The organism is Mesorhizobium silamurunense, from assembly GCF_014843905.1.
GTDB classification, from domain to species: domain Bacteria; phylum Pseudomonadota; class Alphaproteobacteria; order Rhizobiales; family Rhizobiaceae; genus Mesorhizobium; species Mesorhizobium silamurunense.
Map to the genome: position 1 here is coordinate 1 of NZ_LPVS01000255.1, position 16,171 is coordinate 16,171.

Sequence of the window (16,171 nt, forward strand, 5' to 3'; positions counted from 1 at the left end):
CGCGAAAGGGAATCCCAAGCCGGACTCTTATGTCAGGCGAGAACCACTAGCGCACTATGAGAGCGGGATCGAAACAGAGGACGGCCTGATGGCCGCGCTCCTGAACAACGCGCTCCGACGTACCGGCTAGATTTCAAACTGACCCACTACCGCCGGTCAAGCCCCTTGGCCTGACGTTTTCGGGCGGGCTTCTTGGGCGCGGCTGCAGGCACTTCGGCTTCCTGCGCCAGCCTGGCGGCGCGCAGGCGCTCCGTCTTGGCAATCCTTGCTGCCGCTTCCAGATCGACAATCTGCCGAGCGACACGACTGGTCATGTCACCCTTCGCCTCGGTCCGCGACGGATTCGGCTTGAACAGCCCGGGTTCCGGTATGCGCTTCATTGCTTTCATCTTTCTCAATAAAAAAGGCCGGGCAAAGCCCGACCTTCTCCCATACGCCTCGACGGCCAATGCCAGTACATCCGTGGTCAAAGACCTCGAAACGTTGCGATCAGGCAGCCTGGAGGTTTTCCGCGGAGCTCTTGCCGTTGCGGTTATCCTTGACGATGTCAAAGCTTACCTTCTGGCCCTCGACCAGCGAACGCATGCCGGCGCGCTCCACGGCCGAGATGTGGACGAACACGTCCGGCTGGCCGTTGCCCACTTCGATAAAACCAAAGCCCTTGGTGGAATTGAAAAACTTCACAGTTCCAGTGTTCATGCGATTTCCTTTCAAATCGACGCAAATTATCGCCGCCTGGTTCTGACCAAGCGCCGCACTTTTCGAAATTGAGAGGGAAGATCGTCAGAGCGCTACGGCGCGGAAACAACGTTCGTTCAACAAGATCGATGTATCTGTATATAGCGCTGAATTTTGATGACGGCAAGAGAGACCGGCACAATACTTTGCAGAGCGCCGGATTTTTCCTGCTGTTTTCAAGCTCCTAGCACTTATCGAGGCCGTTGGCCGCGCAGCGGATGTCCCGGACGCGACGCCTATGCGTCGGCTTTCAATCCATCGAGCAAGTAGAGCCCGATCTCGTATTTCGCCGGCGAAACGCCTGCCTGGTGCGCCTGCCAAAGATTATCCTTGAGGTCCGCCTCCTTGACCGGCAGCGCGAGTTCGTTGGACGCCGCACGGCAGATGAAGTCCTGCTCGCTTTCGTCCATTCTTCTCGTCAGTGCGTCGACGGCCGCGACGACCGCAAAGCCGAAGCCAGCCGCCTCGAGCCGATCGAGCGTCCACCCCTCGCCTTTCTCGACCACGTCATGCAGGTAGGCGACGGTTTTCTGATCCAGCGTTTCGACCGCGTCGGCGACGCGTCTCAGATGTTCGACATAGGGGCGACCGGTCTTGTCTTTCTGGCCGCGATGGGCCTCCTCAGCGATCTTCGCCGCCTGGTAAAGCATGATCTCTCTCGATCTCTCAAATTTTGGAAGCCCGCCCCGGCGTGGATATCCGAGGCGGGCTGGATCGGGCTCTGGATACCCAGTCCATCAGCGCGCCTTTCGCTGGGGTGTGGGGACTGCGCGCCGTGAAGAAAAACATCAATAGCGTCTAAATGTTCCCTCGCCATGTCGCGTTTCCAGCGTCGGCCGGAAACAGGAACCTCCGGGCAGTGCCGCCGTTAGCTCGTTGTGCAAAAACGAAGGAGATCACACCATGGATTGGAACCGCATTGAAGGGAATTGGAAGCAAGTGAAGGGCAAGGTCAAGGAACAGTGGGGCAAGCTCACAGACGACGACCTCGACCGTATCGCCGGCAAGCGCGACCAGCTCGAAGGCAAGATCCAGGAGCGCTACGGCATCGAGAAGGATCGCGTCCGCCGTGAGATCGACGACTGGGCGCGCCGGCAGGGTTGGTAGACGGTTTCCACCGTCGACGAAGAGGGACTGTGTGGTACGACACAACCCCTTTTCCAGCTCGCAATCGACATATTGATGCCGATACGAACATTGCTTTGCCCGCAGCGCGAAAAGCCCGAAATTTGGATTTGTGAACAATGGTGCTATATTAGCTGACTAAATGATTCATGGCACGGTGAATCGATGGCCAAGAAGAAATCGAGACCGGCCCTGTCGGCCATAGCGACAGCCTCCCGGTCGGAGGCTACCGAGGCAGTTTATTTTGCCCGCAAGTGCGGTCTTACCCCCGAAGAAGCGCTGCGGATCATGCGCGAGGCGCATGAGGCATCGGGGTCCAAGGTTCCGGACAGCGGAAAGCGGAAGCGCTAGCCCTCGCCAGCGCTTGGATGAGGCGCTCATCGCTCCCGACAGAATACATTCATCTGCGCGCCTAGGCCCTCGGTCACCATTACCCGGTGCCCCCGGCCGCGACTATGGTCGCTCGACCCGCTTCTCAATCGGAAGGCAGTCTCGCAGAAGGACGCCGATGTTTAGCTGCTCGCGCACCGGCTGGCGAAGGATGCGGACATCTCGGAGGACGAGGCTCGCGAGTTGATCAGGCTGATCGGAACCGACTGGCCTTCGCTGCTGCGCGAGGCGCGGTTCCTCAAAGATCGGCGCTGAGCCGGCCGCGCGCCGGCGACCGATTTTCGCGATTCTTCGCGAGTTCCTTCAACGCCTTGAGAAAGATCGGCGCTGCCAGATCGCATTTATGCTTGGACGGTCCATTGGTATGGATGACGATCTCGGCCTGCTTCAGCGTCAGGCCGTGCTTTTGGGCGAATTCGAGCGGTTCATAGGCCTGCTCCCAACCTGGGCCTGTCTTCAACATCGTGATGGTTTCCTCCCGCGATCGATCGATACGTGAGGCAACGCATTCGACTCCATAAGGTTTCAATGGCTTGCAAGGCCGGCCACGCTTTCCCCAAGCGCCAGCAACTCTGGCTATGTGAGCGCTGATCTCACATCCTCAGCCCGCACCGAGCGCCAAAAACGATGTCAATAACAAATGATCGTTTTCGGCTTTGTCATCGCTGAAATTCTTTCTGGAACAAGTCGTTTCAGGCCGAGTTGAGGCTGACCAACCCATCAGGAGATCCAAGGTATGGCAACGACCAAATCAGCCTCGAAGAAAGGCCTGAACGAACTTTTCCACGACACGCTGAAGGACATCTATTTCGCCGAGAAGAAGATTCTCGCGACGCTTCCCAAGATGGCCAAGGCGGCGCAAAGCGACGACCTGAAGGCTGCTTTCGAAAAGCATCGCGACCAGACCGAGGAACATGTCGCGCGGCTCGAGGAAGTGTTCGAGGTGATCGACAAGAAGCCGGTCGGCAAGACCTGCGCCGCGATCATGGGCATCACCGAGGAGGGTGCCGAGATCATGGAGGAATACAAGGGCTCGCCCTCCCTCGACGCCGGCCTGCTGGCGGCGGCCCAGGCGGTCGAGCACTACGAGATCTCGCGCTATGGCACGCTCAGGACCTGGGCCTCTGAACTCGGGCTTACCGAGGCGGTCAACCTACTCGACAAGACCCTCGGCGAGGAGAAGGAGACCGACGCCGCGCTCACCGAACTTGCCGAATCCGCCGTCAACGTCGCTGCCGAGGCGGCGTAGCGGAAGGTAGGAGCTTCCCTCAATCCCCTCCTTCCTCGAGCCCTGGCGATATTTCACCGGGGCTCGTAACACCGCTCAGATCGGCATATGGAAAAGACATTCAATCGAATGGCGGAGGCCGTCGCGCACGCCACCGGCAGGCCGTGGGCTTTTGCCCTTTGCCTGGCGTCCGTCGTTCTCTGGGCGGCGACCGGGCCGGTCTTCCACTACTCGGAAACGTGGCAGCTCGTCATCAACACTGGCACCACGATCATCACCTTCCTGATGGTGTTCCTGATCCAGAACACGCAAAACCGCGACGGGGCCGCCATCCAGGCAAAACTCGACGAGTTGATCCGCGCAGGCCACGCCAAGAACGACTTCATCGGCATCGAGCATCTCACCGAGGCCGAGGTGGAAGAGTTCCGCGCCCGCTGCGCGGAAGCCAAGAAAAAACGGATGGCCGACGCCTAGGGGTGTTCACCGAATTGCGGATGGCGTTTGCGCATTCCGCCTGCTCCCGGACGCAGGCCCGGAAGCGCGCACGCCCGCGACAGCGGCGGCACGCGTTTCGATATTTTCCCGCTCCTCGTTTATGGCCTCCGGCGATTCATGCTCGAGGCCGACGACCTCATTACGAGCAGCCTCCAGCGCAACGATGATCTCGTTGAGCTTGGCCTGCATGGCGGCCGTGTCGCGCGCGTTCTGGATCAGCACGACGCCGGTGAGCGCCAATGCCGAGATCGAGACGATGTAGGTGCCGAGAGAGGCGCTGGCGACGACGGCACAAGTCAGCGCAGCCGTCAGCAGGACATAAAACCCCGGCGGTTTGGAAAAAAACCCGGCAAGGAAATAAAGCGGTCGATGCATGAAACCCTGTCACTCCGCGGCGCCAAGGCCTGCGCCTTTTGCAAAGCGCAGGCCCGACCGGACGTATCCGCCGGCCGGCAGCTACCTTGGAGGGACACTGCGGAGATGGAACTTCAGTCGAGGCTAATTGTTCCATCTGCAAAGGGGGTTAGGATGACCAGACCGGCGCTGCATCTGCTCAAGGGCATAGGTTATCTTGTCTCGACGGTCAGCGTGGCCTTGCTGGCCGCCGTCAGTTGGTCGAGCGCATCCCAAAGCCCGGTGCTGATTGCCTGCCTGCTCGGCGGCGCCGCGACATCGATCGTCGGCATGTTCTGCCGCTGGCTCTCCTACGAAATCGAAAAGCGTCAGGAGGAGCGCTAGGGTCGGTCTCGCGGCGAACGGAATTCGGGCGCGTCGCCCGCCTTCTTGGTTCGCGGCACGGAGCAGAGACTTAAGGTCTGCGGCGCCGGACCTGCGTGATAAGCAGCGTGATCAAGCTGCTGATGACGATCCAGATCCCGACTTCGCCGGCCGATGTTGCGGCTCGCCGCGCCGCAACGTCCGCCGCCGGGACGCTCTCGGCGACCGTGGACCTGACGGCCGCTTCCGGCTGCTCCCGTCCTTTCCCGGTGTTGGCGGCCATCACCGGCGCGAGATCCTGCCGGCTGCCGCGCCGCACCGAATAAGCGCGGGTGATCTCGGCGCCGAAGAGGAAGATCTGGGCCGAGTAGTAGACCCAGACCAGCACCACCATCAGCGCGCCGGCGGCGCCATAGGAAGTCGCGATGGCGCTGGTGCCGATGTACCAGCCGATCAGCGACTTGCCGATGGTGAACAGCAGCGCGGTGACGATAGAGCCGACGCCGACGTCGCGCCATTTGAGCCTGCGGTCCGGCAGGACTTTGTAGATCGCGGCGAAGAGCAGCGCGATCAGCACGAAGGAGACGACGGTATTGATCGCGCTCACGGTCAGCTCGCCGAAAGGCACGTGCTGGTTGATGTATTCGCCCAGCGCCGAGATCGCCGTGCTTGCCGCGAGCGACACCAGAAGCAGAAAGCCGAGCGCGGCCACCAGACCGAGGCTCGCCGCCCGCGCCCGCACAAGGCGCGAAAGCGAAATGCCATTGGGCCTGACCTTCCAGATCTCATTCAGCGACTGCTGCATCTCGCCGAAGACGCCGGAGGCGGTGACGAGGAGAGTGACTAGCCCGATAATGGCGGCCAGCGTGCTCGACCCGCGATGCGAGGCGGTCTCGATCGTTGCCTTGAGGAGGTCGGCGCTCTGCGGGCCCATCACGCCCGCGAATTCTGCCGAAAGCGCGAGCTGCGCGGCGTCGTTGCCGATGACGATACCCGCGATCGCCAAGACGATCAGAACGATCGGCGCCAGCGAGGTCGCGGCGTAGAAGGCCATCGCCGCGCCATGGCTCAGCGCATTGTCGTCGAGATAACCGGTGACGCCCTCTTTCAGCAGAACCCAGGCTTCCCGGAACCAGCGCGGCATGTTCTCACCGTCTATTTCCAACGGGAGATGCAGGTTCGGATAGTGGACGTTCTGCCATGCGCGGTCGCCCGAATTAGGCGGGCCGGGTGGGACAAGAGCTCGACTGCCATTTCGTTGGCCAGGGTGTGAAGCCGGAGAAACCAAACCCTGTTCTCTTTACCACCAGGTCCGGCTAACGCGGCCCGCTGAGGTCAATTCGGCGCGAGCCCGATTGTTCCGTGGGGGCCGAACCGGAAGACTTCGACACTGATTGGAGACAAAGCTGGGAGCGTTCGTTCCACGCCCAGGGATCACAAAAAACCGCCCCGGCTGGGAGAAGCCGGGGCGACAGTCGTGGGAGTAGCTCGGTGTCCCGGGGACTACACCTCGTCAACTCGCGCGGATTGGAAAGGTTTCACGCGAGGCCGATTTTCTACTTCGGGGTCTGCGGCGGGACTTCGCCCGGCTTGATCACTGGCATCTGGCTGGTGTTGGACGGCGGCACGGTGGCGTTCTTGTCGCCGGTGGGCGGAGGCTTCAGCACACCGCCGCAAGGCGCCAGGCTGGCGGAAAGGTTGTTGGACTGATCATCGGCCTGGGCTTTCGGCTGCTCGCCGTTCTGCTTCGGCGTCGCATTGTCGTCCGGCTTGACCTGGCAGTCCTCGATCTTCGGATTCTGCGGCTGGGTCTGGGCCGCGGCAGTCATTCCCAACATCGGGCCCGACATCAGGACAATGGCGAAGCCAAGAAGTGGGGCGAAGCCAAGAAGTGCTTTCTTCATTGGATCCTCCTGGGTTCAGTAACCCCCGATGATCGGCAGGATCTCGCCGGTGATGTAGCTCGAGCACTGCGGCGAGGCCAAAAACACATAGGCCGGGGCGATCTCCTCCGGCTGGGCGGGCCGCTTCATCGGCGTTTTGGCGCCGAATTGGGCAACGTCCTCGGCCTTCTTCTCCGACGGGTTGAGCGGCGTCCACACCGGACCGGGCGCCACCGCATTGACGCGAATCCCTTTGCCGATGAGGTTGCCGGAAAGCGCCCGGGTGAAGGCGTGGATGCCGCCCTTGGTCATCGAATAGTCGACCAGTTCCTTCGAACCCTCGATGCCGGTGACGGAGCCGGTGTTGATGATCGCCGAGCCTGGCTTCATGTGCGGCATGGCTTCCTGCGCCATGTGGAAATAGCCATAGAGATTGGTCTTCAGCGTAGTGTCGAAATGCTGCTCCGTGAGGTCGGCGAAATCGGCTGAATGCACCTGGAAGGCGGCGTTGTTGACCAGCACGTCGAGGCGGCCGAGCTTCTTAACCGTCTGCTCGACCGCCTTGCGGCAGAAGGCCCGCCTGGCGACGTCGCCGCGAAGCGTGACGCAGCGCCTGCCTTCCGCCTCGACCGCCGCTTTCGTCGCCTTGGCGTCGCGATCCTCACTGAGGTAGACGATTGCGACGTCAGCACCTTCGCGCCCGAAGAGCACGGCGACAGCGCGGCCGATGCCGGAATCGCCACCGGTGATCAGCGCCACCTTGCCGGCCAGCTTGCCCGAGCCCTGCCAGAACGGCGCGTCATAGAGCGGCGCCGGCTCGATCGCCCATTCCTCGCCGGGTTTCGGATGGTGCCGCTTCGGGAAGGGCGGCACCGGATATTGCCTAGCGCCCGCCTGCATGGCGCCTTGCGATCCGGATTTGCCGTTCGACCTGGCGCGGTCGGTGGCGTCGGCCTGGCGCTGCACGCTCCGCTGCCGGCTCACCGTCTTCGAGCTATCGGTTTTCGATCGGGCGCCGGTCGGCATTCGTCATCTCCTTCCACATTCGTCATCACCTTCCAATAGACAACGCACGCCGGTGGAAAAGGTTGGCTTTCCTCGGGTCGGCCGCCATGAAGCAGCATGGCGCCCAGTACATCAAAGTTAAATGCCGACGGTCGTCACAGGTGCTATGCGGTTGCGAGTTGGGGGGACTCTCCAGGAGGTGAGTTCCGTGGACTTTCGAAATCTGATCGGCAAGCTATCGGCCGCATTTCTGCGCCAGCGTGCCGCGCCAACCGGCCCTTTCAGGCCGATACGGGCCTCGCTCGCCGACGTGCCGTTAAGGCCGCGGCCGCGCCCACCGCATCGTCCGGCGCCGCCGATCCGGCCAGCAAGCAATATGTAGCCCGCCCTGCGCCTGCCCTGGCCGATCAATGCAACCGGCCGGCGGCATCTTCGTTTATGGCGATCCCGACCCTCGTGGAGGCAACATGAAATTCCTTCGGACAGACAATCCCCTTTTTATCCTGGCGGCGGCGGTGCTGACCGCGGCGCCGTTCGCCGGCCTCGCCTGGCGCGCGCATGAATGGTTCGGATGGTGACGGGCAATGAGCCGGTTCCTGCCGCTCACCATCCGCTTCGCCAATGGCGGCTCGATGGTGGTTTCCACGATCGCTGACGCGAAGAAGGCGCTGAACGGGGCATGGAAGGACAAAGAGGCGCCGGACTATCTCGCGGCGGCGCGGCTGGTGGACAACGCCATGGCAGGCATTTGCCGTCCGGCTGTAGCCTTCGCTGCGTTCAAAAAGGCCGCGGCCCGGCAAGGTCTGTTGAAACCGGCCGATCCCAGCGCCGCGCTCACCATGCTCGACCAGCTTTGGTCGCGCGACCGCAAGAAGCCGCCAGCCTGAAGCAGGCCCTCATCTCGGCTCGTTGCTCATGCTGAGATAGGTCGGGTCGAATTCCGCGATCCCGACGAGACGCGGCCAGTCGAGGATCGTGATCGTGTGGTTCACCCAGTTGATCACGTTCATGCGCCGCAGCGTGCCGATGACCCTGTTCATGTGCACGACCGAGAGGCCGAGCACATCGGCGAGCTCGGCTTGCGACAGCGGCAGATGGAAACTCATGTCCTGTGTCTTCTTCACGACCTGAAGCCTGACGAACAACTCGCAGATGAGATGGGCCAGATGCGAGGTCTTGGAACGGCGCCCCATGGCCACGATCCATTCGCGGTGGATGGCGCCGTCGACAAGCGTGTCCAGCCACAACAGCCTGGTGAGATGCGGCGCCTGCTCGGTTATCGCGCGCAGCTTGCTGTGCTCGGCCACGACGACATGGCAGGGCGAGAGCGCCATGATGCCATGGTCCATGGTCTTCAGGAGAAAGGCATGGAGGTCGACGAAATCGCCAGCCACCTGCAGCGAGGTGAACTGCCGCCCGCCATCCTCAAGCACTTTGTAGCGTGCGGCGAGCCCGTCGACGATCAGCGTGCTGACGGTCGGCCTCGATCCTTCCACGACGATATCCTCGCCGGTGACGAAATACTTCTCGACCGACATGGCGTCGGCCAGCAACGCCTTCTCGTTTTTGGAGAGAGCATCGTGCTGACCCAGGTTGAGATAAAGCGATTCCAGCATCCGGCCCGCCCTGTTGTGCATTCGCAATACCTAACGTTGGAGAGCCGGGCCGGTTGCAGTGGACAGGCGCAACGAGGCGCCGGCAAGCAAATTCACCCTGCCCACCAGCCCGTGGGAACTATGATCGCGCGCGCGGATTGAACGTCTAAGTTGCCGGAGATGCTCTCGATGGACCGCTTCTCACCGTCAAGGTGCGGAACGGCAAGAGAGACCCGATATTCAAGGCTTCCCTCACACTCGAGTCCACCTGGAGCAGAACATCGGAAGGCGCCATCCGAGAAAACCCTTTTCGGCCCGCAGCCGCGGCAACCATCCCCCGCCGTCCGCCGTTCCGCCTGCGGGAGGCCAGGCATGTTCGACGATTTCGAAAGCGCGCACATCGATACGGGCGAGGCACAGATATTCATTCGGGCGGCCGGCAGCGGCCCGGGGCTGCTCCTGCTGCATGGCTTTCCGGAAACGCATCTGATGTGGCGCGACGTGGCGCTGAAGCTCGCCAACCGATTCAGCGTCGTCTGCGCCGACCTGCGCGGCTACGGGAAAAGCTCCTGTCCGCCATCCTATCCGGACCATGCGCCTTACGCAAAGCGCGCCATGGCCGCCGACCTCGCGGCGCTGATGACGAAGCTCGGCTTTTCCCGCTTCATGGTTGCCGGCCACGATCGCGGCGGGCGCGTGGCCTATCGCTTGGCGCTGGACCATCCCGACCGCATCGAGAAGCTTGCCGTGCTCGACATCATACCCACCGCCGATGCCTGGGACCGGGCCGACGCCCGGCTGGCGCTGGGCTATTGGCCCTGGTCGCTGCTGGCGCAACCCGAGCCGCTGCCGGAGACGATCATGGCCGCAGCCGCGGAGGCGATCGTCGACAATGCGCTGGGAGGTTGGGGCTCCTCGCCCGCCGCCTTTCCCGCCGAGGTGCGGCAGGCTTACATGGAAGCCTTGCGCGATCCGGCCCATGTCCACGCCATCTGCGAGGAATACCGTGCGGCAGCGACGCTCGACCGCGAGCACGACCATGCGGACCAGGCAGCCGGCCGGCGCATCGGCTGCCCGGTGCTAGTGCTATGGAGCGGACATGGCGCGCTCGCCGAATGGTACGCACGAGAAGGCGGACCGCTGGCGCTGTGGCGGGAGTGGGCCGACAATGTCAGCGGCGGGCCGATGCCCGGCGGGCATTTCTTTCCCGAGGAGGCGCCGGCCGAGACCGCCGCCAGGCTCGGCGATTTTCTGCTGCCTGCTACAGGCCGTAGGCCAAGGTGAGATAGATCGCCGGCGCAACGATCAGGCAGAGCGCCATCACGATCACCACGCCATTGCCCAGGCGTTCGGCGCGCCTGGCGATGTCGGCGACGTCGTCATCATCAATGATGAATTCGAGGATCGAGGTGTCGGCGAGAGCGGAGAGGTGATTGTCGTTCGCAGGGTGGCTTTCAGCGTTTCGCTGCTTGGGCTTGGCAGAAAAAGAGGTCAAAACGTCGTCTCGCTTTCGAAACCGGCAACGCGGCTTCCTTATTCCGATGGTTTGGCTTTCGGGTTCCGACGGTCTTGGGTGCCCGCCGTTGCGCGGAATGGCGGACACCCAAAATGCCGCCGACGGAGGGGGTCCATCGACGACCGCTCACCAACTCGAAGCTTCCGCTTTGGTTGCCGCCGCCGGTCCAATGCGCGGGCTGCTCGGACTTCAGTCGCAGGAACGGTTCGGACCGTGGCCCCTCATTAAGCGCTGGACGGCGCTATCGGGTCGCGGACGCGGCCTCCGGGTACGGCGCTCTCCCGTGATTGGAACTTCTTCCCCTCCCCTCGGTTCCTCAGAAACACGCCGCGGCTCGCCGCCGCCCGGCTGGGACGTTTCAACGGAGGCACCGATGTCCGTGCACACACTTCACCCCGATCGCGTCGACGAGACGCGCATGCATGCGTATTCGACTTTCGCTCCGCTGCTGATCCATTCGCTGACCCAAAGGCTGGCGCGCTGCCAGGGTATGAAGGAGCTGGACAAGATCGAGACGTCGCTCTTGCGCCTCATCGAGGAAACCGTCGTCGCCGCGCCGGACGGCGAGGCGATGAAGGAGTTCGCGATCGAGCTTGTGGTGTCGACGCTGCGCAATGTGCGTGAACATCCCGACGCCAAGTACGACCTGGAAGAGATCGACGAACGCCGCACGGCGGGGCGCTCCGAGAACCCGGAGACGCTGGAAGAGCAGCTGCAGTCCGGCCTGGTGGACAGTTTCCCAGCCAGCGATCCGCCCGCGGTCGTCTCGACGGCCATCAGCGGCGGCGCGAAGGACATCGTCGGAACCGACGAGGCGCTGCGCCGCAAGAAGGAGGCGCGCCGCAAGCAGTCGGAAGCGGCGAGTTGACGGCAGGACAGCAAAGGAGACTGCGATGAACAGCAAAATCCCGCACCGACCAGGTGCTGCCGACGCACCGCCTTCGGGCAAGTTGCCGACCAAGGGCGGCGACGATCCGGATGTGCGGTTCCTGGCGGAGAACACCGACCTGTCGCCCATGCAGGCGAGCGAACTGATCCGCGAGCACGGGCATGATCGCGACAAGCTGCTGAGGATCGCACGCACCATGAAGGCCGAGGGCTGAGCCTTCTAGAAAGTGAGACAGGCATGAGCAACGCACCACGCCCGGGACGCCCCGGAACAACGAGCAATGGCCGCGCTGGGAGGGACCGAAGAAAAACCGTCCTCCCGGCTATCTGCCGCCGAAGGATGATCCCGACAAGAACCGCGACGCGGCTGGCGAGAACAACAAGGATCCGGAGCGGTCCGACCTCAGCGACGTCGCCAAGAAGAAGGGTTCTTGAGGATTTCACTCAGCGCAATAGGAGAAGAAAAATGCCACGCGGAGACAAATCGAAATACACCGACAAGCAGGAACGCAAGGCCGACCACATCGCCGAAGGCTATGAGAAGCGCGGCGTGTCCGAGAAGGAAGCCGAGCGGCGCGCCTGGGCGACCGTCAACAAGGACGATGCCGGCGGCAAGAAGGAAGGCGGCTCCGGCCGCGGCAAGCACACCGGCAATCCGGCGGCGCATAAGGGCGGCCGGATGGGCGGCAAGGCTTCCGGCGAACGCCCGGCTGCGCAGCGCTCGGCTTCAGCCAAGAAGGCGGCGGCCACGCGCAAGCGCAATGAGAGCCACGCGCATCATTGATGGACCTTTCCTCTTATCGGCTGCTAGAAACGCCAAGGGCACGAAAAGCGCCCATGGCGTTTTTCGCTAACGGTGAGGGGATGAGATCGTCCGAACAGGCTCTCCTGGCGCTTGTGCCCGTCGACAAGCTCGGCACGGACAGAGTCGGCGCGTTGAAAGAGTTGGGCTACCCTGCGATTGAACCAATCCTGCCTCAACTCCTCGAATGGCTGCAGGACATGAACTGGCCTGTCGCTCAAGAACTCCAGCCGGTGATCGCCGGCATCGGTGGCCTCTCGCCCCGTATCTACGTGAAATCCTGCGCGGCAACGACGACATCTGGATCTATTGGATACTTAACTGTGTCGTTGCTTACTCTCCGTCCCTCGCCGATAGCCTGCGGGACGAACTCGAACAATTGGCTGCAGCAGGATCATCGAAGGAGGGAGTGCGTGAACTTGCCCGCGATATCCTCGGCGGAAATTTCCATAAGCTTGACTAGGGGCACGCCCTCGATCCTAGGGTCTGCGTCGCGTCGCGTCGCTTCGCTCCTTGCTTCGCCCTAGGATGACGAAGACCCGCCGTACAGCCCAATCTCGTCCGACTGAAGCGAGGTGGCCACATCCTTGGGGATGCCGTCTAGGTGTTGCTCCAGCGCGGCGTCCAGCCTGTCGCTGCCTTGCGGATCGACGATTGCATTGACCAGCATATCGAGCGCAATGCCGAGCTGATCCAGGCCAAGCTGCCTTTCGATTTCGACGATCGCGGCGGGAGTCTGGCGTTTCAAGGCCTCGACGGCATTGCCGACGGCCGAACCGTAGGAAGTCACGGATTCGTAATCGCCCTGGTCGATGCCAAACTCCTTGCCTGCCCGCTCCATCAACCGCACTTTCGTCGCCGTGATGTTGAGGCTGTTGACGCTGAACGTGGATCGAGAGATTTCGGCTTGCGCCTGCATCATGGGCGCGCCGGCGCCGGAACCATCGGGTCCGGCGCCGCGATTGAGGCTCGCGACAAGACTGTCAGCAACCGATCTCGGCGGCGACGCCGGGCGTGGCTGCTGCAGGATCGGAAGGGCGGCGTTGTTCAGCGCGGGAGGTGAAGACATTGCTGCCCTTAACGGCACCCCGTCCGTCATGGAACGGGCGCCGGATAGTCGAGCCAAGACGTCATGCCTTGAGCAAAGCAAAAGCCGGTTCGGCAGGCAGTAGCCGAACAGTCCTAAGAATTTCCTGAGGCGCCACCGCTCAGCGGCTTCAGCGCCGATCGTCAGTCGTCGCCGCCGTCCCCGCCATCGTGGCCGCCGTCGCCCCCGTCGTGGCTGCCGCCGTCGTGATCGCCGCCCTGGTGATCGCCATCCTCGTCGTCACCCTGGTCGTCCTCATGCGAGCCCGACTCGACGCCGTCGCTGTCATGATCGGCCTCGTCATTCTCGGCGACATCGTGGTCGCCGTCATTGCCGGCGGTGGCGCCCTGGTCGTCATTGTCGTCCGGCAACGCCGCGGTCACCTGGCCGCCATGGTCCGAGCCCGCGAAGGACGGCTGCGCTGCAAGGATGCCGAGCAGGCCGATTGCGGTTGCCGCCAGCAAGGGAAGGTTCTTCATCTCGTCGCTCCGATCTTATTGCCGGTGCGGATCATTGCCTCGCCGGATTACGGCGCCCTTAAACGAGTGACTGCAATTTTAGCGGTTGCTTATTTGATACCGCCCATTCGGGCTTGCCGTCTTTCAAGCGGCGCCGCGCCACCGACCGCCCGCGCCACGACCACCTCGAGCGGCTCCGGCCTGTGCAGGAGATAGCCCTGGCCATGACCGATTCCCATGCCCATGAGGACCTCCAGCGCGCTGCCTTCCTCGATCTTCTCGGCCACCACCGCGGCCCCCATGCTGCGGGCGATGCCGGCGATCGCTGAGACGATCTCGCGGTCGAAGCGGCTGTCGGCGATGTGCTCGATGAAGGAGCCGTCGATCTTGATGGCGTCGATGGGAAAGCGCCGCAGATATTCGAATGAGCTCATGCCGGCGCCGAAGTCGTCGAGGCTGACGCGGCAATGACGCAGCCTGGCCTTGCGCACGAATTCTTCCGCCGCGGCGAAATTGGTGACGGCGGCGGTCTCGGTGATCTCGAAGCCGATGCCGGCGGGCGGAGCGCCGCTCTCGGCTATGGCCGCGTCGACGAAATCCCAAAGCTGCGGATCGGAGAGCGTCTGCGCTGACAGGTTGACGCCGAGCGAGATAGCGCCCGAAAGCATCGCCTTGCCATGGCGCGATAGCGCCCTGCGGATGATCCAGCGGTCGAGCCGAGCGGCTAGGCCGAAGCGTTCGGCCACCGGAATGAACTCGCCAGGCGGAATCAGCCTGCCGCTGCGCGCTTGGAGCCGCGCCAGCACCTCGACATGGCGGCTGTCTTCCCAGGGCCTGCCCAGGCGATGGATTTCCTGGCCGAAGAGCTTCAGCCTGCCGTCCTCCATGGCATCGACCAGATCGGCGGCGAGCCGCGCGGCATTGAGGCCGCCCGCTCCGGAAGCCGTTTCGGCCGAGAACACGGCGAAGCGGTCGCGCCCGCCGGCCTTGGCGGCGTAGCAGGCGTCGTCGGCACAGGCGAGCGCATCGGCCACCGTCGTCCTGGGATCGCGCACGAAAGCGATGCCGATGCTGGCCGCCAACCTGCGGGACGTCGCGGCGGAACCAAGGTCTGCGTCGCGCACGGCGGCGAGCACCGCACGGGCGAGCCGTTCGGCGCAAGCGTCATTGCAGTTCGGCACCAGCAGCGCGAACTCGTCGCCGCCGAGGCGCGCGGCATGCGCCGAAGACGGCAGGCTGGCGCGAATGCCGGCGGCGACGCTCCTCAGCGCGACATCGCCTGCGGCATGGCCGGCATAGTCGTTGAGCGCCTTGAAGTAGTCGAGGTCGACATAGAACACGGCGAGCGGCAGCCGGTCCGTGGCGCCGATGTTTTCGGCGAGCAGCCGGTCGAAGGCCGAGCGGTTCCAGAGCCCGGTCAACGCATCGTGGTGGGCGGCGTAGGCTAGCTCCTCGGCGCGCTTCTTCTCGTCGGTGATGTCGCGCACGGTGCCGAGGATCTGGCCGGCCGAGCCGACGCCGGCGATGAAGCGCACCAGCGACTCGACATGGCGGATCTCGCCGTCGCGCCGGATAATGCGATATTGGGTCGCCGTAACGCTCTGCGAGCCCGGCGGCGGCAGGTGTGCGCGCTCGGTGGCGTCCTTGTCGTCGGGATGGAGATAGGTGTGCCAGAGGCCGGCCGTCACCTCGTCGGTATCGCTGATCAGGCCGAAGATCTCGCGGGTGCGGGCGTCCCAATAGCTCTTGCTGGTGCCGATGTCGTGGTGCCAGATGCCGGTGCCGCTGGCGGCGAGCGCGAGGCGGAAACGGACATTGATCTGCTCGAGCGCGGCCTCGGCCTCCTTCTGCCTGTTGATGTCGGTCTGCACGCCCATCAGGCGCAGCGGCTTGCCTTCGGCGTCGCGCTCGACGATGCCGCCGCGGTCGAGCACCCAGACCCAGTGGCCGTCCTTGTGCTTCAGGCGCAGTTCCGTCTCGATGGATTCGGTGTGGCCGGCGATGTGGCGGTCGCCGCTCGCCAGCGCCCGCTCGCGGTCGTCGGGATGGGTAAGCTTCAGCCAGAGATCGGAGGTGTTGGCGAGCTCGCCCTCGGCATAGCCCAGCATCCTCCACCAGGTCGGCGAATAGTAGCAGTCGCCGGTGGACAGGTTCCAGTCCCAAAGCCCGAGCTGGGCACGGTCGAGCGCCAGCGCCCAGAATTCGCCCTTACGTTTCTCGTCGTCTGCCATGCCCTGGTTTGCC

The 16,171-nt window shown here is 63.4% G+C and carries 23 protein-coding genes and 2 pseudogenes; 12 read left to right on the top strand and 13 right to left on the bottom strand.

What is annotated here, in order from left to right:
- Nucleotides 1–146 precede the first annotated feature (146 nt).
- From AU465_RS34725 to AU465_RS34735, 3 genes are all read right to left on the bottom strand, one after another.
- Entirely contained in the window at nt 147–389 is a 243-nt protein-coding gene (locus tag AU465_RS34725; RefSeq protein WP_246506713.1) for a hypothetical protein, read from the bottom strand.
- Nucleotides 390–489: 100 nt separating this feature from the next.
- Nucleotides 490–699, bottom strand: coding sequence for a cold-shock protein (locus AU465_RS34730; RefSeq protein WP_192257789.1), 210 nt, complete (start codon nt 697–699; stop codon nt 490–492).
- Between the two features lie 275 nt (nt 700–974).
- Nucleotides 975–1,388, bottom strand: a complete 414-nt coding sequence (locus tag AU465_RS34735) for an HD domain-containing protein (protein ID WP_192257791.1) — start codon at nt 1,386–1,388, stop codon at nt 975–977.
- 253 nt (nt 1,389–1,641) lie between these two features.
- On the opposite strand from AU465_RS34735, the gene AU465_RS34740 reads away from it, so the two are divergent.
- Nucleotides 1,642–1,845 (top strand): CsbD family protein, encoded by a 204-nt coding sequence (locus AU465_RS34740; protein ID WP_192257793.1) that lies wholly within the window; start codon nt 1,642–1,644, stop codon nt 1,843–1,845.
- Between the two features lie 646 nt (nt 1,846–2,491).
- Here the strand turns inward: AU465_RS34740 and AU465_RS34745 are convergent.
- Nucleotides 2,492–2,716 carry a hypothetical protein gene (locus tag AU465_RS34745; protein WP_192257795.1) on the bottom strand — a complete coding sequence of 75 codons (225 nt, stop codon included), beginning with the start codon at nt 2,714–2,716 and terminating at the stop codon, nt 2,492–2,494.
- A 273-nt stretch (nt 2,717–2,989) separates the two neighbouring features.
- On the opposite strand from AU465_RS34745, the gene AU465_RS34750 reads away from it, so the two are divergent.
- Together AU465_RS34750 and AU465_RS34755 are read left to right on the top strand one after the other, a co-directional pair.
- The gene (locus tag AU465_RS34750) at nt 2,990–3,502 is read left to right on the top strand and encodes a YciE/YciF ferroxidase family protein (protein WP_192257797.1); all 513 of its coding nucleotides are present in this window, start codon (nt 2,990–2,992) and stop codon (nt 3,500–3,502) included.
- A 108-nt stretch (nt 3,503–3,610) separates the two neighbouring features.
- Complete coding sequence (locus tag AU465_RS34755; protein ID WP_312891358.1) at nt 3,611–3,955, top strand: low affinity iron permease family protein; 345 nt, start codon at nt 3,611–3,613, stop codon at nt 3,953–3,955.
- Nucleotides 3,956–3,961: 6 nt separating this feature from the next.
- On the opposite strand, the gene AU465_RS34760 is transcribed toward AU465_RS34755, so the two are convergent.
- Nucleotides 3,962–4,351 carry a low affinity iron permease family protein gene (locus AU465_RS34760; RefSeq protein ID WP_192257801.1) on the bottom strand — a complete coding sequence of 130 codons (390 nt, stop codon included), beginning with the start codon at nt 4,349–4,351 and terminating at the stop codon, nt 3,962–3,964.
- Between the two features lie 153 nt (nt 4,352–4,504).
- Here AU465_RS34760 and AU465_RS34765 point away from each other — a divergent pair, with 153 nt between their 5' ends.
- Nucleotides 4,505–4,714: a hypothetical protein gene (locus AU465_RS34765; protein WP_192257803.1), complete on the top strand. Its 210-nt coding sequence runs from the start codon at nt 4,505–4,507 to the stop codon at nt 4,712–4,714.
- Nucleotides 4,715–4,784: 70 nt separating this feature from the next.
- Here AU465_RS34765 and AU465_RS34770 read toward each other — a convergent pair whose 3' ends face one another.
- The 3 genes from AU465_RS34770 to AU465_RS34780 all read right to left on the bottom strand — a co-directional run bounded on the left by AU465_RS34770 (nt 4,785) and on the right by AU465_RS34780 (nt 7,602).
- The gene (locus AU465_RS34770) at nt 4,785–5,837 is read right to left on the bottom strand and encodes a YihY/virulence factor BrkB family protein (protein ID WP_192257806.1); all 1,053 of its coding nucleotides are present in this window, start codon (nt 5,835–5,837) and stop codon (nt 4,785–4,787) included.
- A 412-nt stretch (nt 5,838–6,249) separates the two neighbouring features.
- The gene (locus AU465_RS34775; protein ID WP_246506711.1) at nt 6,250–6,597 is read right to left on the bottom strand and encodes a hypothetical protein; all 348 of its coding nucleotides are present in this window, start codon (nt 6,595–6,597) and stop codon (nt 6,250–6,252) included.
- Nucleotides 6,598–6,612: 15 nt separating this feature from the next.
- Nucleotides 6,613–7,602 (bottom strand): SDR family oxidoreductase, encoded by a 990-nt coding sequence (locus AU465_RS34780; RefSeq protein WP_192257808.1) that lies wholly within the window; start codon nt 7,600–7,602, stop codon nt 6,613–6,615.
- A 563-nt stretch (nt 7,603–8,165) separates the two neighbouring features.
- Between AU465_RS34780 and AU465_RS34785 the strand changes: the two genes are divergently transcribed.
- On the top strand, nt 8,166–8,468 hold the full coding sequence (locus tag AU465_RS34785; RefSeq protein ID WP_192257810.1) for a DUF982 domain-containing protein: 303 nt from the start codon (nt 8,166–8,168) through the stop codon (nt 8,466–8,468).
- A 9-nt stretch (nt 8,469–8,477) separates the two neighbouring features.
- Here AU465_RS34785 and AU465_RS34790 read toward each other — a convergent pair whose 3' ends face one another.
- Nucleotides 8,478–9,197 (bottom strand): Crp/Fnr family transcriptional regulator, encoded by a 720-nt coding sequence (locus AU465_RS34790; protein ID WP_192257812.1) that lies wholly within the window; start codon nt 9,195–9,197, stop codon nt 8,478–8,480.
- A 351-nt stretch (nt 9,198–9,548) separates the two neighbouring features.
- Here AU465_RS34790 and AU465_RS34795 point away from each other — a divergent pair, with 351 nt between their 5' ends.
- Nucleotides 9,549–10,460 carry an alpha/beta fold hydrolase gene (locus AU465_RS34795; RefSeq protein WP_192257814.1) on the top strand — a complete coding sequence of 304 codons (912 nt, stop codon included), beginning with the start codon at nt 9,549–9,551 and terminating at the stop codon, nt 10,458–10,460.
- Here AU465_RS34795 and AU465_RS34800 read toward each other — a convergent pair.
- Nucleotides 10,438–10,671, bottom strand: a complete 234-nt coding sequence (locus AU465_RS34800) for a hypothetical protein (protein WP_192257816.1) — start codon at nt 10,669–10,671, stop codon at nt 10,438–10,440. The two genes, AU465_RS34795 and AU465_RS34800, sit on opposite strands and share 23 nt — an antisense overlap.
- Nucleotides 10,672–11,065: 394 nt before the next feature.
- Here AU465_RS34800 and AU465_RS34805 point away from each other — a divergent pair, with 394 nt between their 5' ends.
- From AU465_RS34805 to AU465_RS37980, 6 genes and pseudogenes are all read left to right on the top strand, one after another.
- A complete protein-coding gene (locus tag AU465_RS34805; RefSeq protein WP_192257818.1) occupies nt 11,066–11,560 on the top strand; it encodes a hypothetical protein in 495 nt (164 codons plus the stop codon).
- A 25-nt stretch (nt 11,561–11,585) separates the two neighbouring features.
- A complete protein-coding gene (locus tag AU465_RS34810) occupies nt 11,586–11,795 on the top strand; it encodes a hypothetical protein (RefSeq protein ID WP_192257863.1) in 210 nt (69 codons plus the stop codon).
- Between the two features lie 34 nt (nt 11,796–11,829).
- Nucleotides 11,830–12,015, top strand: a pseudogene (locus tag AU465_RS37970) (hypothetical protein); the annotation flags it as partial.
- A 31-nt stretch (nt 12,016–12,046) separates the two neighbouring features.
- Nucleotides 12,047–12,364: a plasmid stabilization protein gene (locus AU465_RS34815; protein WP_192257820.1), complete on the top strand. Its 318-nt coding sequence runs from the start codon at nt 12,047–12,049 to the stop codon at nt 12,362–12,364.
- Nucleotides 12,365–12,444: 80 nt separating this feature from the next.
- Nucleotides 12,445–12,612: pseudogene (locus AU465_RS37975) on the top strand (DUF5071 domain-containing protein); the annotation flags it as partial.
- Nucleotides 12,570–12,845, top strand: coding sequence for a DUF5071 domain-containing protein (locus AU465_RS37980; RefSeq protein ID WP_192257857.1), 276 nt, complete (start codon nt 12,570–12,572; stop codon nt 12,843–12,845). The pseudogene AU465_RS37975 and the gene AU465_RS37980, both read left to right, overlap by 43 nt.
- A gap of 60 nt (nt 12,846–12,905) precedes the next feature.
- Here AU465_RS37980 and AU465_RS34830 read toward each other — a convergent pair whose 3' ends face one another.
- From AU465_RS34830 to AU465_RS34840, 3 genes are all read right to left on the bottom strand, one after another.
- On the bottom strand, nt 12,906–13,481 hold the full coding sequence (locus AU465_RS34830) for a hypothetical protein (RefSeq protein ID WP_192257822.1): 576 nt from the start codon (nt 13,479–13,481) through the stop codon (nt 12,906–12,908).
- A 131-nt stretch (nt 13,482–13,612) separates the two neighbouring features.
- Nucleotides 13,613–13,948: a hypothetical protein gene (locus AU465_RS34835; RefSeq protein WP_192257824.1), complete on the bottom strand. Its 336-nt coding sequence runs from the start codon at nt 13,946–13,948 to the stop codon at nt 13,613–13,615.
- Between the two features lie 89 nt (nt 13,949–14,037).
- A complete protein-coding gene (locus AU465_RS34840) occupies nt 14,038–16,158 on the bottom strand; it encodes an EAL domain-containing protein (RefSeq protein ID WP_192257826.1) in 2,121 nt (706 codons plus the stop codon).
- Nucleotides 16,159–16,171: the final 13 nt, after the last annotated feature.

Excerpts from the sequence above, each read along its gene's own strand:
- AU465_RS34725 (WP_246506713.1), bottom strand. The coding sequence starts at position 389 with ATGAAAGCAATGAAGCGCATACCGGAACCCGGGCTGTTCAAGCCGAAT.
- AU465_RS34730 (WP_192257789.1), bottom strand. The coding sequence starts at position 699 with ATGAACACTGGAACTGTGAAGTTTTTCAATTCCACCAAGGGCTTTGGT.
- AU465_RS34735 (WP_192257791.1), bottom strand. The coding sequence starts at position 1,388 with ATGCTTTACCAGGCGGCGAAGATCGCTGAGGAGGCCCATCGCGGCCAG.
- AU465_RS34740 (WP_192257793.1), top strand. The coding sequence starts at position 1,642 with ATGGATTGGAACCGCATTGAAGGGAATTGGAAGCAAGTGAAGGGCAAG.
- AU465_RS34745 (WP_192257795.1), bottom strand. The coding sequence starts at position 2,716 with ATGTTGAAGACAGGCCCAGGTTGGGAGCAGGCCTATGAACCGCTCGAA.
- AU465_RS34750 (WP_192257797.1), top strand. The coding sequence starts at position 2,990 with ATGGCAACGACCAAATCAGCCTCGAAGAAAGGCCTGAACGAACTTTTC.
- AU465_RS34755 (WP_312891358.1), top strand. The coding sequence starts at position 3,611 with ATGGCGGAGGCCGTCGCGCACGCCACCGGCAGGCCGTGGGCTTTTGCC.
- AU465_RS34760 (WP_192257801.1), bottom strand. The coding sequence starts at position 4,351 with ATGCATCGACCGCTTTATTTCCTTGCCGGGTTTTTTTCCAAACCGCCG.
- AU465_RS34765 (WP_192257803.1), top strand. The coding sequence starts at position 4,505 with ATGACCAGACCGGCGCTGCATCTGCTCAAGGGCATAGGTTATCTTGTC.
- AU465_RS34770 (WP_192257806.1), bottom strand. The coding sequence starts at position 5,837 with ATGCCGCGCTGGTTCCGGGAAGCCTGGGTTCTGCTGAAAGAGGGCGTC.
- AU465_RS34775 (WP_246506711.1), bottom strand. The coding sequence starts at position 6,597 with ATGAAGAAAGCACTTCTTGGCTTCGCCCCACTTCTTGGCTTCGCCATT.
- AU465_RS34780 (WP_192257808.1), bottom strand. The coding sequence starts at position 7,602 with ATGCCGACCGGCGCCCGATCGAAAACCGATAGCTCGAAGACGGTGAGC.
- AU465_RS34785 (WP_192257810.1), top strand. The coding sequence starts at position 8,166 with ATGAGCCGGTTCCTGCCGCTCACCATCCGCTTCGCCAATGGCGGCTCG.
- AU465_RS34790 (WP_192257812.1), bottom strand. The coding sequence starts at position 9,197 with ATGCTGGAATCGCTTTATCTCAACCTGGGTCAGCACGATGCTCTCTCC.
- AU465_RS34795 (WP_192257814.1), top strand. The coding sequence starts at position 9,549 with ATGTTCGACGATTTCGAAAGCGCGCACATCGATACGGGCGAGGCACAG.
- AU465_RS34805 (WP_192257818.1), top strand. The coding sequence starts at position 11,066 with ATGTCCGTGCACACACTTCACCCCGATCGCGTCGACGAGACGCGCATG.
- AU465_RS34810 (WP_192257863.1), top strand. The coding sequence starts at position 11,586 with ATGAACAGCAAAATCCCGCACCGACCAGGTGCTGCCGACGCACCGCCT.
- AU465_RS34815 (WP_192257820.1), top strand. The coding sequence starts at position 12,047 with ATGCCACGCGGAGACAAATCGAAATACACCGACAAGCAGGAACGCAAG.
- AU465_RS37980 (WP_192257857.1), top strand. The coding sequence starts at position 12,570 with ATGGCTGCAGGACATGAACTGGCCTGTCGCTCAAGAACTCCAGCCGGT.
- AU465_RS34830 (WP_192257822.1), bottom strand. The coding sequence starts at position 13,481 with ATGACGGACGGGGTGCCGTTAAGGGCAGCAATGTCTTCACCTCCCGCG.
- AU465_RS34835 (WP_192257824.1), bottom strand. The coding sequence starts at position 13,948 with ATGAAGAACCTTCCCTTGCTGGCGGCAACCGCAATCGGCCTGCTCGGC.
- AU465_RS34840 (WP_192257826.1), bottom strand. The coding sequence starts at position 16,158 with ATGGCAGACGACGAGAAACGTAAGGGCGAATTCTGGGCGCTGGCGCTC.